Source organism: Microbacterium sp. MMO-10 (assembly GCF_037148715.1).
Lineage (GTDB): Bacteria > Actinomycetota > Actinomycetes > Actinomycetales > Microbacteriaceae > Microbacterium.
Genome location: NZ_JBBCSV010000001.1, coordinates 919,926 through 932,784 on the forward strand (window position 1 = coordinate 919,926; position 12,859 = coordinate 932,784).

At 73.1% G+C, this 12,859-nt stretch carries 16 protein-coding genes; 7 read left to right on the plus strand and 9 right to left on the minus strand.

What is annotated here, in order from left to right; genetic code table 11:
- The first annotated feature begins 1 nt into the window (after window position 1).
- From WFJ17_RS04380 to WFJ17_RS04395, 4 genes are read left to right on the plus strand one after another with little or no spacing between them, the layout of a single operon-like run.
- On the plus strand, window positions 2–1,021 hold the full coding sequence (locus WFJ17_RS04380; RefSeq protein ID WP_295035844.1) for an ROK family protein: 1,020 nt from the start codon (window positions 2–4) through the stop codon (window positions 1,019–1,021).
- Window positions 1,018–2,022, plus strand: coding sequence for a 1-phosphofructokinase family hexose kinase (locus WFJ17_RS04385; RefSeq protein WP_336647760.1), 1,005 nt, complete (start codon window positions 1,018–1,020; stop codon window positions 2,020–2,022). Before WFJ17_RS04380 ends, WFJ17_RS04385 begins: the two co-directional genes overlap by 4 nt.
- Window positions 2,019–2,888 carry a class II fructose-bisphosphate aldolase gene (locus WFJ17_RS04390; protein ID WP_336647761.1) on the plus strand — a complete coding sequence of 290 codons (870 nt, stop codon included), beginning with the start codon at window positions 2,019–2,021 and terminating at the stop codon, window positions 2,886–2,888. Before WFJ17_RS04385 ends, WFJ17_RS04390 begins: the two co-directional genes overlap by 4 nt.
- A complete protein-coding gene (locus WFJ17_RS04395) occupies window positions 2,885–3,661 on the plus strand; it encodes a DeoR/GlpR family DNA-binding transcription regulator (protein WP_336647762.1) in 777 nt (258 codons plus the stop codon). The genes WFJ17_RS04390 and WFJ17_RS04395 overlap by 4 nt, the downstream gene beginning before the upstream one ends.
- A gap of 48 nt (window positions 3,662–3,709) precedes the next feature.
- On the opposite strand, the gene WFJ17_RS04400 is transcribed toward WFJ17_RS04395, so the two are convergent.
- Window positions 3,710–4,495, minus strand: a complete 786-nt coding sequence (locus WFJ17_RS04400; RefSeq protein WP_336647763.1) for an alpha/beta fold hydrolase — start codon at window positions 4,493–4,495, stop codon at window positions 3,710–3,712.
- Window positions 4,492–4,770: a DUF1905 domain-containing protein gene (locus tag WFJ17_RS04405; protein ID WP_251444246.1), complete on the minus strand. Its 279-nt coding sequence runs from the start codon at window positions 4,768–4,770 to the stop codon at window positions 4,492–4,494. The genes WFJ17_RS04400 and WFJ17_RS04405 overlap by 4 nt, the downstream gene beginning before the upstream one ends.
- Before the next feature lie 82 nt (window positions 4,771–4,852).
- Between WFJ17_RS04405 and WFJ17_RS04410 the strand changes: the two genes are divergently transcribed.
- Complete coding sequence (locus tag WFJ17_RS04410; RefSeq protein ID WP_251444249.1) at window positions 4,853–5,485, plus strand: TetR/AcrR family transcriptional regulator; 633 nt, start codon at window positions 4,853–4,855, stop codon at window positions 5,483–5,485.
- Between the two features lie 28 nt (window positions 5,486–5,513).
- Here WFJ17_RS04410 and WFJ17_RS04415 read toward each other — a convergent pair whose 3' ends face one another.
- The 4 genes from WFJ17_RS04415 to WFJ17_RS04430 form a co-directional block, all read right to left on the minus strand.
- Entirely contained in the window at window positions 5,514–6,200 is a 687-nt protein-coding gene (locus WFJ17_RS04415) for a hypothetical protein (RefSeq protein ID WP_251444252.1), read from the minus strand.
- Window positions 6,200–7,156, minus strand: coding sequence for an ABC transporter ATP-binding protein (locus tag WFJ17_RS04420; protein ID WP_251444255.1), 957 nt, complete (start codon window positions 7,154–7,156; stop codon window positions 6,200–6,202). Before WFJ17_RS04420 ends, WFJ17_RS04415 begins: the two co-directional genes overlap by 1 nt.
- Complete coding sequence (locus tag WFJ17_RS04425; protein ID WP_251444268.1) at window positions 7,153–7,551, minus strand: GntR family transcriptional regulator; 399 nt, start codon at window positions 7,549–7,551, stop codon at window positions 7,153–7,155. Before WFJ17_RS04425 ends, WFJ17_RS04420 begins: the two co-directional genes overlap by 4 nt.
- Window positions 7,552–7,718: 167 nt before the next feature.
- Window positions 7,719–8,480 carry an SDR family oxidoreductase gene (locus tag WFJ17_RS04430; RefSeq protein ID WP_251444271.1) on the minus strand — a complete coding sequence of 254 codons (762 nt, stop codon included), beginning with the start codon at window positions 8,478–8,480 and terminating at the stop codon, window positions 7,719–7,721.
- A gap of 101 nt (window positions 8,481–8,581) precedes the next feature.
- Here WFJ17_RS04430 and WFJ17_RS04435 point away from each other — a divergent pair, with 101 nt between their 5' ends.
- Window positions 8,582–9,436, plus strand: a complete 855-nt coding sequence (locus WFJ17_RS04435; protein WP_292882004.1) for a helix-turn-helix transcriptional regulator — start codon at window positions 8,582–8,584, stop codon at window positions 9,434–9,436.
- Between the two features lie 9 nt (window positions 9,437–9,445).
- Here the strand turns inward: WFJ17_RS04435 and WFJ17_RS04440 are convergent, their stop codons facing one another.
- Window positions 9,446–10,579 (minus strand): sensor histidine kinase, encoded by a 1,134-nt coding sequence (locus tag WFJ17_RS04440; RefSeq protein WP_336647764.1) that lies wholly within the window; start codon window positions 10,577–10,579, stop codon window positions 9,446–9,448.
- The gene (locus WFJ17_RS04445; protein WP_336647765.1) at window positions 10,572–11,294 is read right to left on the minus strand and encodes a response regulator transcription factor; all 723 of its coding nucleotides are present in this window, start codon (window positions 11,292–11,294) and stop codon (window positions 10,572–10,574) included. The genes WFJ17_RS04440 and WFJ17_RS04445 overlap by 8 nt, the downstream gene beginning before the upstream one ends.
- A 256-nt stretch (window positions 11,295–11,550) precedes the next feature.
- Here WFJ17_RS04445 and WFJ17_RS04450 point away from each other — a divergent pair, with 256 nt between their 5' ends.
- Complete coding sequence (locus WFJ17_RS04450; protein WP_251444282.1) at window positions 11,551–12,288, plus strand: M15 family metallopeptidase; 738 nt, start codon at window positions 11,551–11,553, stop codon at window positions 12,286–12,288.
- A 69-nt stretch (window positions 12,289–12,357) separates the two neighbouring features.
- Here WFJ17_RS04450 and WFJ17_RS04455 read toward each other — a convergent pair whose 3' ends face one another.
- A complete protein-coding gene (locus tag WFJ17_RS04455; protein ID WP_251444284.1) occupies window positions 12,358–12,852 on the minus strand; it encodes an SRPBCC domain-containing protein in 495 nt (164 codons plus the stop codon).
- Between the last annotated feature and the right edge of the window lie 7 nt (window positions 12,853–12,859).

Sequence of the window (12,859 nt, forward strand, 5' to 3'; positions counted from 1 at the left end):
CATGACCCTTGCCTTCGGCGACGCGGCGCACGACGCGGCCGCGGCGGCGCGTGCTGTGCCCGACGTGGTCACCGACGCGTCAGGGGATCCGCTCGCGCAGGCGGCCGAGCTCGGGGCGGGCGCACCCGTGCTCGCCTTCGACGTGGGCGGCACCGACATCAAGTCGGCGCTGTTCGACGCCGACGGCGTGATGCGGGGCCTGCGCCGCACGCCCACTCCCGAGCCCGGAGCCGACCTGCCCGAGCGGCTCGTGGCCCGTCTCGTCGAGCTCGGCGCGCAGCTGCGCGAGGAGCATCCGGAGGTGGATCCGGTCGCCGTCGGTCTCGTCGTCCCCGGCATCGTCGACGAGGTCGCCGGGGTCGGGGTGTTCGCGAGCAACATGGGCTGGCGGAACGCCCCCATCCGGCAGATCGCGGAGAAGGCGTTCGGGCTGCCCGTCGCCTTCGACCACGACGTGCGCACGGGCGGCTGGGCGGAGCACGTACTCGGCGGCGCCCGGCCCTACCCCGACTCGATCGTGCTGATCATCGGCACCGGCATCGCCGGCGCCCTGCTGCTGGGCGGCGTGCCGTTCACCTCGGGCGGCTACGCCGGCGAGGTCGGCCACTCGCCGGTCGCGGACGCGCCGCTGTGCGCGTGCGGCGCCCGGGGGTGCCTCGAGGCGATCGCCTCGGCCGGAGCGATCGCCCGGCGCTACACCGAGCGCACCGGCGTCGCGGTCGACGGGGCGAAGGAGGTCATCGCGCTCGCCGGTGCGGGGGACGAAGCCGCCGCCGCGGTCTGGGAGGAGGCGCTCGACGCGCTGGCGCTGTCGATCGCGCAGCTCACCGCGGTCATCGCTCCCCAGGCGGTCGTGATCGGCGGCGGGCTGTCCCGCGCGGGCGGGGCGTTGTTCGACGAGCTCCGCGCGCGGCTGAAGGCGCGACTCAGCTTCCACCGGATCCCCGAGCTGGTGCCCGCGCAGCTGCTGGGCAACGCCGGGATCCTGGGGGCGGCCCTGCGAGCGAGGAGCCTCGGATGATCGTGACCGTCACGCCCAACCCGGCACTGGATCTCACCTGGCATGTCGATCGGATCGTGCCCGGAGGAACCCACCGCGCCGACACCGGTGTCGCCCGCGCGGGCGGCAAGGGCCTGAACGTCGCCCGGGTGGCGCACGCGCAGGGAGCCCCCGTGCGCGCCCTGGCCACCGCCGGCGGACCGACCGGAGACGAGTTCGCGGCCGAGCTCGCCACCTCCGGGGTGCCGCATGAGCTGATCGCCGTGCAGGGGGCGACGCGCCGCAGCATCGCCCTGGTCGACGCGCACCTCGGCGACACCACGATCGTCAACGAACGCGGGCTGAACCCCGCCCCCGCCGAGTGGGATGCGCTGAAGGAGGCGGTGCGCCGATCGCTGGACACGGCTCCGGCGCGCAGCGGGCGCCCGGTGCTGGTGCTTTCCGGCTCCCTTCCCCCCGGGGCACCCGCCGACCTGCTGCCGGCGCTGATCGGCCTGGGCCGCGAGGCCGGGGCCGCGGTGATCGCCGACACCTCGGGACCCGCGCTGCTGTCCGCCGCCGATGCCGGCGCGACCGTGCTCAAGCCCAACGCCGCCGAGCTCGCCGAGGCGACCGGGATCGCCGACCCCGTGGCGGGGGCGTGCGAGCTGCTGCACCGCGGGGCATCCCTGGTCCTGCTCTCCCGGGGCGCGGACGGGATGCTCGCCGTGACGAGCGATGTGATCGTGCGCGCCCGCCTCGCGGAACCGCTCGCCGGCAACCCGACCGGAGCCGGCGACGCCGCCGTCGCCGCCTGCGCCGTGTTGCTCGCCCGGGGCGAGAAGGATCCGAGCGTGCTGCTGCGCCGCGCGACCGCCTGGTCGGCGGCGGCGGTGCTCATGCCTCTCGCGGGCGAGATCCATCCATCCTGGCCCGACCTCGAAGCCGGGCTCCTCGTCGACAGCCCGTCGCTGACCGCGCTGCACCGGGTCCCCTGGTCCGCGCGCCCCGTCCCCGTCGTCCCCGGAATGGACCCCCGATGACCCTCGTCTCCGCCCGTGATCTCGTGCACGACGCCGCCCGCCGCGGCACCGGCGTCGGCGCGTTCAACGTGATCCACCTGGAGACGGCCGAGGCGCTCGTCTCGGCATCCGCCCAGGCCGGCCTGCCCGTCATCCTGCAGATCTCGCAGAACTGCGCCGACTACCACGGCGGCCTCGAGCCGATCGCGCTCGCCACTCTCGCCGTGGCCCGCCGGGCTGCGACTCCCGTCGCTGTCCACCTCGACCACGCCGAGCGGACCGAACTCGTCGACGAGGCGATCGCGCTCGGGTTCGGATCCGTGATGTTCGACGGCGGGAAGCTCGACTACGCCGAGAACGTCGCGCTCACGGCGCAGGTCGTCGAGCGCGCGCACGCCGCCGAGATCTACGTCGAGGGCGAGCTCGGCGAGGTCGGCGGCAAGGACGGCGCCCACGCGCCGGGCGTACGCACCGATCCGCAGGAGGCGCGGGCGTTCGTGGCGGAGACGGGGGTGGATGCGCTCGCGGTGGCGGTGGGCTCCTCGCACGCGATGACCGATCGCACCGCCGCACTCGACCTCGACCTCATCGCCCGGCTCCGTACCGCGCTGCGCGGCGCGGGGGAGGACGGCGCCGACGTGCCCCTGGTGCTGCACGGCTCCAGCGGGGTGCCCGACGAGGCGATCGCCGCCGCCGTGCGCGCAGGCATGACGAAGATCAACGTGTCCACGCACCTGAACGGCTTCTTCACGCGCGCGATCCGGCAGCGGCTGGATGAGGACCCGCGGCTCGTCGACTCGCGCAAGTACCTCGCGCCCGCCCGGGATGCGGTCGCCGGCGAGGCCGCACGACTGCTGCGCCTGTTCGCACTCCAGGACGCCGCGTGAACCGCGCCCACCGGCTCACGGCGATCCTCGACCTGCTCGCCGCGCGCGGCGACGTGGCGGTCGAGGAGCTGGCGGAGCGCTTCGACGCCTCGGCCGCGACCATCCGCCGCGATCTGGACAGCCTGTCCGAGCGCCGCCTGCTCACCCGCACCCACGGCGGCGCCGTGGCGCAGTCCGTCGCCTACGAGCTGCCCGTCCGCTACAAGAGCCATCAGCGCACGTCGCAGAAGGAGCGCATCGCGCAGGCCGCGTCCGCACTCGTCACGCCCGGCTCGGTCGTCGGCCTCTCCGGGGGCACCACCACGACGGCGATCGCGTCGGCGCTCGCCGCGCGGGAGGATCTCGCCGACCAGGGTCTCACCGTGGTGACGAACGCCGTGAACATCGCCGCCCAGCTCGCCACGCGGCCCGACATCAAGGTCGTCGTCACCGGCGGCGTGATCCACTCCCGCAGCTACGAGCTCGTGGGGCCGTTCGTAGAGCAGTTGCTCGCCGGCATCGCGCTGGACATCGCGTTCATCGGGGTGAACGCGATCTCGGCCGACGGCGTCGCCAGCACCCATGACGAGCGCGAGGCGGCGGTGAACCGGCTGATGGCGAGCCGCGCCCGTCGTGCGGTGATCGTCGCGGACTCCTCGAAGATCGGGGCGTCGGCGTTCGCCGCGGTCGGCGGATCCGAGCTGTTCCCGATGCTGCTCACCGACGACGGCGTCGCGGCCGCGGATCAGGCCGCGCTCCGCGACGCCGGCTACGAGGTCGTGCAGGCGGGCTGAGCGCCGGATCCGCCGGGCTCCACCGGACGGCGCCGGCACCCGCCCGCCTCAACGGGCGGTCTCGGCGAGCAACCGCGCCAGGCGGTCCGCCATCGCCGCGGGCTCCCACTCGTGCCACGCGCCGGGCATCTCCTCGGCGGTCCCGTTCCCGGCCGCTGCGGCGAGGGCGGCGGCCGCCTCGGGCATGCCGGGGAAGGTCTCCGTTCCGACGACGGCGAGCACCGGAGCCGGCAGGTCGGCGAGGAAGGCGCCCGGGGAGCGCGCCTCGACCTCGGCGAGGGCGGTGCCGTCCGGGATCCAGCTGTGCACGAGCGCGGGGAACTGCGGTGAGGCGCGCAGCACATCGATCCACTCCGGCGGCATGCCGACCATGTAGCGGACGATCGCCCCTTCGAGATCGCCCTGGTCGATGGCGCGGTGCACGCCGTCCCACCATCGGGGCGCCCCCTCGGCGAACTGGCCCAGCGGGGCCTCCCACAGCACCAGACCGGCGAGCTCCGGGATCCGGCCGGCGGCGAGCATCGCCAGGGCGCACCCCGACGAGTGCCCGACCAGGACGACCGGGCCGCCCAGAGCGGCGGCGACCGCGGCGATCGCCACGAGTTCGCGCTCCCGCTCGACGGGACCGGATGCGGGCGAGTCGCCTCGCCCGAGGCGGTCGGGCACCGCGGCCCGGAATCCGCGCGCGGCGAGCAGTCGCGCCGTCTCGGACGGCACGGGGTTCTCCGCGCGATCGAGTCCGGCGCCCTGGACGAAGAGCACCGCGGGTGCGCCGTCGGGTCCGTGGAGCTCGATGCCGACGTCGTCGCCGAGGTCCGTGCGCACCCGCATCATGCGCCCGGTCCGTCCAGGTGCACGTGCACGAGGTCGCCGGCGGCCTTGCCGATGGCTGCGCGGGTGGCGGCCTTGACGGGGCCGACGTGCGCGCCGTTGCCGACCGGCATCAGGGTGATCGCGACGGCGTGGCCGTCGATGGTTCCCGTCACCCGCACCGGCTTCCCGGTGCCGAAGAACGCGCGCGACCCCGGGACGTCGAACACCGTCCAGGAGGCGGCCTCGGGGGCCACGCGAAGACGGGCGTCGAACTGAAGAGCGGAATTCTCCGCCATGGGACACCTCCACTTTCTAGACCAATGAGTCTTGTTTTGGATACTAGACTCGCGAGTATGATTTACGCAAGGAGGTGATCGGATGCGACCGAGTTCGCAGCCCAAGCGCGCCGCCGCCCTCGCCGCGGCCGAACGGCAGTTCCTCGCGACCGGATACGAGTCGGTCACGATGGACTCGATCGCGCAGGAATCCGGCGTGGCGAAGCAGACCCTCTACAGCCATTTCGGCAGCAAGCGCGACCTGTTCCTGGAGATCGTCCGGGCGCAGACCGAGGGCGCCAGCGCCTCGGTGCTCGAGCCCGCGCCACGGTTCCCGGATGCCTCGCGGGCGCGCGACGGCCTGCACGAGCTGCTCGTCGCGCAGCTCGGCGCGGTGCTCGCGCCGCGCATCCTGGCCCTGCGGCGGCTGGTGATCGGCGAGCTGCGGCGGTCACCGGAACTCGCTGCGGCCCTCTACGAACTCGGACCCCGGCGTGCGATCCTCGCGCTGACGGCGGTCGTGACGGAGCTCGACGCCGCCGGGGTGATCCGGGCGGACGATGCCGAGCAGGCCGCGACCCAGCTGAACTGGCTCGTGATGGGGGAGCCGATCAACCGCGCCATGCTGCTCGGCGATGCGGCGGCGCTCGCCCCCGAGCTCATCCCCGCGCACGTGGACGCCGCGCTCGACACGTTCTTCGCCGCCTACGGCGCAGCAGAAAGGGCCCGGCCTTGACGGCCGGGCCCTTTCCTGGACGGCAGGCTCAGGGGGTCGCGCGCCGCAGCACGAGGTAGGAGATCCCCGCGAGCGCGACGATCGCGACCAGACCCCACAGGGCCAGACCCAGGGCTCCGAGCGACGCGATCCCCGCTCCCACCTGCCCCCAGAGGCCGAAGCGCGTGACGAGGAACACCAGCCCCACCAGCACCGCCCCGAATCCGACGCCGACCACGGTGATGGCGATGCCGCCTGCGCGCTTGTAGATCGTCGCGCCGGTGAAGCCCACCAGGAACAGGAGCAGCGCGAGCACGAAGTACGTCAGTGCGGCGGCGAGGGGGCCGTTCTCCCACACCCAGGGCAGCCGGAACATGTAGCCGTTGACGCCCCAGCCGTGCGTCACGTCCTCGATCCATCCGCCGAGCAGGAACACGACGGCGAGCAGCACGGCTCCGCCGGCCGCGGTGAGCAGCGTGCCGAGGAAGAAGTCGCGCCGCGTGACGCTCAGCGCCTGCGAGAACGGGAACGTCAGCGTCAGGGCCTGCAGCCCGAGTGCGAAGAAGTACCACAGCGGCGCCTGCCCGGCTCCGCCGTACTTCGGCGCATCGACCGGGATCATCGCGGAGATGATGATCGACATGGTCAGCGCCGCGGCGAGGATGATCAGCGGGATCCACAGCCACGTCTGCTTGTTGACCAGCTGAAGTCGGACGACCTTCAGGATCCGGGACATCAGCGCACCTCCTTCGTGAGTGCATCGGTACTCGAGCGCCGGTCCGGAACGCGCGTCGCCTCCGCGTCGGCGACGCCCTCGCCGCCTCCCGCGTGCTGGGTGAGCCGCACGACGAGCTGCTGCAGCGACACCGGCGCGAGGTCGAGCCCGGCGTCGACGATGCCCGCCTCCTCCTCCGCGGTGAGCCGCCCGAGGACGGTCGCCGAGGCCACCCGGCCGAGGGACTCCCGATGCAGGACCTCCTTGCCCGCGGTCCAGGCGTCGACCGTCGCGGCATCGCCGACCACCGTCGAGGCCCGTCCGCGCAGGGCGTCCGTCTCCTCGTCGAGGAGGATCCGGCCGTCGTCGATCACGATCACGCGCTCGATCAGGTTCGCGACCTCGTCGATGAGATGGGACGACAGGATGATCGTGCGCGGGTGCTCGACGTAGTCCTCGAGCAGGCGGTCGTAGAAGATCTGCCGGGCGACGGCGTCGAGGCCGAGGTACGGCTCGTCGAAGAACGTGATCTCCGCCCGGGATGCGAGGCCGATGATGACGCCGACCGCGGAGAGCTGGCCGCGGGAGAGCTTCTTGATGCGGCGCTTCATCGGCAGCTGGAACTCGGCGACCAGGCGATCGGCGAGCTCCTGATTCCAGTTCGGGAAGAACAGGCGGGCGGCGCGGAGCGCGTGGACGGGCGCCGCGTCGTCGGGATACTTCTGGCTCTCCCGCACGAAGCAGACCCGGCTCAGCACGCGGGCGTTCTCGTAGGGCTCCTCGCCGAACACGCGCGTCTCGCCCGAGGTCGCGAAGTTCTGCGCGGTCAGGATCGACATGAGCGTGGTCTTGCCGGCGCCGTTGCGGCCGAGCAGTCCGTAGATCGTGTCGGACTCGATCGACAGCGACACGTGGTCGAGCGCGAGCTTGTCGCGGTAGCTCTTGGTGAGGTTCGACACCTCGATGACGGCGGTCATGCGCGGTTCCCTTCGGTGCGTGCGGCGAGGGGCGCGGCGTTCGCGGCGCGCTCGCTCAGCAGGGCGGACAGGTCGTCGGGTCCGAGACCGAGCGTGCGGGCCTCGGCGAGCAGCGGGTCGATGTAGCGCTCGGCGAAAGCGGTGCGGCGCTCGCCGAGGAGGATGTCGCGGGCTCCGGCGGCGACGAACATGCCGATGCCGCGGCGCTTGACGAGCACGCCCTTGTCGGTGAGCATGGCCACTCCTTTCGCAGCGGTTGCGGGGTTGATCCGGTAGAACGCGGCGAGCTCGTTCGTCGACGGAGCCTGGGTCTCCTCGGCCAGGGTGCCGTCGACGATCGAATCCTCGATCGTCTCGGCGATCTGGAGGAAGAGGGGCCTGCCTTCGTCGATCACGGACATCCTCGCTGTGGTCTATTGGTTAGTTACTCGACTAATTAACCATTGAACCGAGGGGATGTCAAGGCCGGTTCCGCGATGGGGGCGTCCTCCGGCGGCGGAGCGCCACGATTCCCGCCGAGCAGCCGGGGGCACGGCTGCTCGGCGGCCGGAGGAGAAGGCGCTCAGGCGTTGCCGTGCGGATCCAGCCGGTTCAGGGTCGCGACCGTCTGCGGGTAGTCGCCGCGCACCTCGCCGAAACGGAGGAACTTCACGTTCTCCACGAGGATCTCGTGCGCGTCGGGCTGCGCCTCGATGAGGGCCATCGTCTCGTCGACGAAGTCGTCGAGGGGCATCGCGAACGGGCTCTCGCTCTGGCCCGGCAGGAGCTCGGTCGCCACGGCTGGCGGCACGAGTTCGAGCACCGAGACGCCCGTGCCGTCGAGCTGCAGCCGGATCGACTCGGACAGCATGTGGATGGCGGCCTTCGTCGCGTTGTAGGTGGGGGTGACCCGCAGCGGGGTGTGCGCGAGTCCGCTGGACACCGTGACGATGGTGGCGGACGGACGGGTCTGCAGATGCCCGATGAGCGCCGCGATGAGCCGGATCGGACCGAGGAGGTTGGTCGTCACGATCTCCTCGGCATCGGAGAGGAAGCCGTCGCCGCGCCAGTCCTCGACCCGCATGATGCCGGCCATCGCGATGAGCACGTCGAGCTCGGGATGCGCCGTGACGACCTCGGCCGCGGCCGTGCGGATGCTCTCGGGGTCGGCGGTGTCGATGCGCACCGTGCCGAAACCGTGCTCGGCGGCGAGCCGGGCGAGGAGGTCGGTGCGGCGTCCTCCGATGATCACGGTGTTGCCCGCGGACTGCAGGCGCAGGGCGAGTGCGAGGCCGATGCCGCTCGTCGCGCCGGGGATGAAGACGGTGTTTCCGGAGATGTTCATGGATCCAGGCTCGGCGGGATCCGCTCCGGCGATAAGAGACCGGGCGATCGGGGGATCCGCGATCCCTGGTTGCGGTTCCGCTTCCGCCGGAGAATGGACGCATGGACCGCATCGCCCTCGCCGACTTCCTGCGCCGCCGCCGGGAGGCGCTGCGTCCGGACGACGTGGGCCTCCACGCCGGTGCGCGCCGCCGGGCGCCGGGCCTGCGCCGCGAGGAGGTCGCGCAGCTGACCGGCATGTCCGTCGACTACTACACGCGCCTGGAGCAGCGGCGCGGCCCGCAGCCGAGCGAGCAGATGCTCGCGGCCCTCGCCCGGGCCCTGCGGCTCACCGCCGACGAGCGCGACTACCTGTTCCGCACCGCGGGGCACTCGGCGCCGGACCGGCACCGCACGCTGCCGCACGTCGCGCCGGCCCTGCTCCGGGTGCTCGACCGTCTCGACGACACCCCCGCGCTCGTGCTGTCCAACCTGGGCGAGACGCTCGTCGCCAACCGGATGGCGCAGGCGCTGCTCGGCGATCCGTCGGCGCGCACCGGCCTCGCCCGCAGCGACGTCTACCGGTGGTTCACCGACCCCGGCGCCCGCGCGGTCTATCCCGAGGCCGATCACGAGCGCCACGCCCGCGCCCAGGTCGCGGGGCTGCGGGCCGCGTACGGCGCGATGGGGTCCCGGTCGCGGGCGGGCGAGCTCGTGCGCGCGCTGCAGGCGGAGAGCCCGGAGTTCGCCGCGCTCTGGGAGCGGCATGAGGTCGCCTTCCGCTTCGAGGACCACAAGACCCTGGTGCACCCCGAGCTCGGCCCGATCGAGCTCGACTGCCAGGCGCTCTTCACGGAGGACCAGTCGCAGGCGCTGCTCGTGCTCACGGCCCCGCCGCGCACGGAGGGCTGGCAGAAGCTACAGCTGCTGTCGGTGATCGGCGCGCAGCGGTTCGAGGCCGCGGCAGAGCAGCGCTGAATCCGGATCTCAGGCCAGCGGGAAGGTCGCCTCGACGCGCAGGCCGCCGTCGGGCCTGGCGGTCAGCGCGAGGGATCCGCCCAGCACCTCGACGATCGAGCCGGCGATCGCCAGCCCCAGACCGGATCCGCCGTGCGCGCCGTCGCGGGCGCGCCCGGCGCCGCGCTGGAACGGCTCGACCAGCGTCGCGACCACGGCAGGGTCGAGCCGGTCTCCGGTGTTCTCGACGACGAGCGCGCCCTGTCCGCCGAGACGGAGCGTGCGCACGGTGGCGGATCCGCCCGAGGGCAGGTTGTGCACGAGCGCGTTCTGCACCAGGTTCAGGGCGAGTTGATCGAGGAGCGCCGCATCCCCGCGGACGATGACCGGGTCGCCCGTCGCGTCGAGCCGCACCTCGCGTGACGCGGCGACCTCGTGCAGCAGCTCGACGGCGCCCTCCGCGGCGAGCGAGAGATCGACGGGGACGCGCGCGGGCGGCCGCGCGTCGAGCCGGGCGAGCAGCAGCAGCGCCTCGGTCAGTGCGATGGCTCGCTCGTTCGCGGCACGGAGGCGCCCGAGCAGCTGCGGGACATCCGGATCCGGATCCGCTTCGGCCACGTCGAGCACCGCCCGGGTGATCGCGAGCGGGGTGCGCAGCTCGTGCGACGCGTTCGCGGCGAACCGTCGTTCCCGCTGCATGTCGTGCTGGATGCGATCGAGCATGCCGTCGAAGACGTCGGCGAGGCGACGGAACTCGTCGTCCCGGCCCGGCAGCGCGATCCGCGCGTCCAGGTCGCCGTCGCCCACGGCCTGAGCGGTCTCGGCCATGAGCGCGAGCGGGCGCAGCACGCGCCCCGCGAGGAGCCAGCCGCCGAGCACGCCGATCGCGATGAGTCCGAGCAGCGCCCACGTCGCCGGCGGCACGAACGCGCGGATGATGTCGCTGCGGTTCGGCGCCCAGCTCGTGCCGTCGATCGGGTCGGTGTTGTAGACGGTGCCGTCGGGCACGTAGCGCAGCAGCCAGAGCGCGACGACGCCGAGCAGCACGGCTCCGGTCACGGCGACGAGCGCCGCATAGCTGAGCGTCAGCCGCCATCGCACCGAGAGCCCGCCGGCGCGGGCCGGGCGGGGCGGGAGCGCGGAGCTCGACGGGGCCTCAGGCATTCCCGGCACGCTCCGGCAGCGTCGCATCCTCGGCCGTCGTCGCGTCGCGGGCGCCGTCGACGTCGATGCGGTAGCCGGCGCCCGGCACGGTGAGGATCACCCAGGGCTCGCCGAGCCGCTTGCGCAGCGCCGACACGGTGATCCGCACCGCGTTCGTGAACGGGTCGGCGTTCTCGTCCCAGGCGCGCTCGAGCAGCTCCTCGGCGCTGATCACCCCGCCGCCCGCTTCGACGAGCACCTGCAGCACGGCGAACTGCTTGCGGGTGAGGGCGACGTAGCGCCCGTCGCGGTACACCTCGCGGCGGAACGGATCGAGCCGGATCCCCGCCAGCTCGTGCACGGGGGGTGTCGATCGCGGGGCGCGCCGAGCCAGCGCCCTGATCCGCAGGATCAGCTCGCGCATCTCGAACGGCTTGGTGAGGTAGTCGTCGGCGCCGAGCTCGAAGCCGCTCGCCTTGTCGTCGAGGCGATCGGCCGCCGTGAGCATGAGGATGGGCAGGCCGGATCCGGAGGCGACGATCGCCTGAGCGATGTCGTCGCCGCTCGGGCCCGGGATGTCCCGGTCCAGTACCGCGACGTCGTAGGAGTTGATGTCCAGCAGCTCCAGGGCGAGGTGCCCGTCGCCCGCGGTGTCCGCCGCGATCGCCGCGAGTCGCAGCCCATCGCGCACCGCTCCCGCCAGGGCGGGTTCGTCCTCCACGATCAGCACGCGCATGCGAGAAGCCTAGGCCGGGGATGCGGTCCGGAACCGTCGTGAGCGGTGCGCGGGAGCGCCGTTCGCATAGTGGGTCGCGCGGTGAAGGCGGTCAGCGCGCCGTGGCGCGGCGACGGACGATGACGCCGCGAGGCGAGGGCAGGGCACCGCGGAGGAGAGGAGAGGGACATAGTCGCACCCTACGCATCGGCGTGTATCGGGAGCGTATGCGAAAGCGCGTACGGTGCGGCAACGTCCGCGCCGATGGAGTGGGGGCATGGACACCACGACGAGACCGAATGAGACCCTGCGTCCCGGCGCCGCGCCGGACGGGATCCTGGATCCGGCCGCGCCGGTCGGCGCCCGCCCCGCCGCGCCCCGGCATGCCGCACGCCGCCCCCGGTTGTTCCGGTTCGTCGCCACGCTGCTGGTGCTGGCGGCGATCGTCGCCGGCATCGCCGCTGCGGTGGTCACCGCGGCGGTCGCGACGCGGCCCGACTATCCGAGCGGCACCGGTGAGGCGGGATCCGTCGTCGCGCGCAGCGGAGGACAGCCCACCGCCGACGACGGCTACATCGCCGACGGGGACTCGCTCGCCCTGTCCGACACGGCGGCCCCGGCCGTCGCGCGGCTGGACCCGGCTCTCCGCGAGGCGCTCGACCGCGCGCACGCGGCCGCCGCCGAGGACGGCCTGGATCTGCGCGTCGGCGGAGGCTGGCGGTCGAAGGCGTACCAGGCCTGGCTGCTGCGCGACGCGGTGCGCACCTACGGCTCGGCGGAGGAGGCCGCGCGCTGGGTCGGCACCCCCGAGACGTCGCAGCACGTGAAGGGGGAGGCGGTCGACATCTCGCCCTACGACGCCGCCGACTGGCTGAACCGCCACGGCGCGCAGTTCGGCCTGTGCCGCACCTATGACAACGAGGCCTGGCACTTCGAGCTCAGTCCCTCTGCGGTCGACGCGGGATGCCCGCCGATGTTCCGCGATCCGACCGAGGATCCGCGCATGCGGGGCTGAGGGGCTGCGGGACGGGACGGGCGGTCGCTCGCCGGGCACGCTGCCCCGCGCCCGGCGAGGGATCCAGGGCTACTTGTAGAAGCCCTCGCGCAGATTGATGCCGTGCTCGAGGAAGACCTTGAGCGCGGCCAGCATCCCCGTCCAGCCCTCGCAGTTGCCGAACGCGCTCTTGGCGCCGCCCGCGGTCGCCCGCCAGGTCGACTCCGTGATGGTGACCAGGGTGCGGGTGCCGCCGTCGATCGGGGCGAACTCGAAGACAGTGCGCGTGGTGCCGGTGTCGTTGCTGCCGGGGGCGGCGGCCCACTCGATCACGATGCGCTCGGGGGCCGTGGCCTCCACGACCTCGACCGGGAACCGGCCCGGGAAGTCGGCGAAGTCCCACGTCACCTCGACGCCGGGTTCGAGACGGCCCTGAGCGCCGCCGGTGGTGAAGTAGCGGGAGAGCTGCGCCGGGTCGGCGACGGCCTCGTAGACCTCGGCCGGCGGGCGGGAGACGCGACCGGAGACGGAGAAGGAGAGCTCTGTGAGCGGAGCCATGTCCGCAGCGATTTCGACGTGAGACATGTTGTAA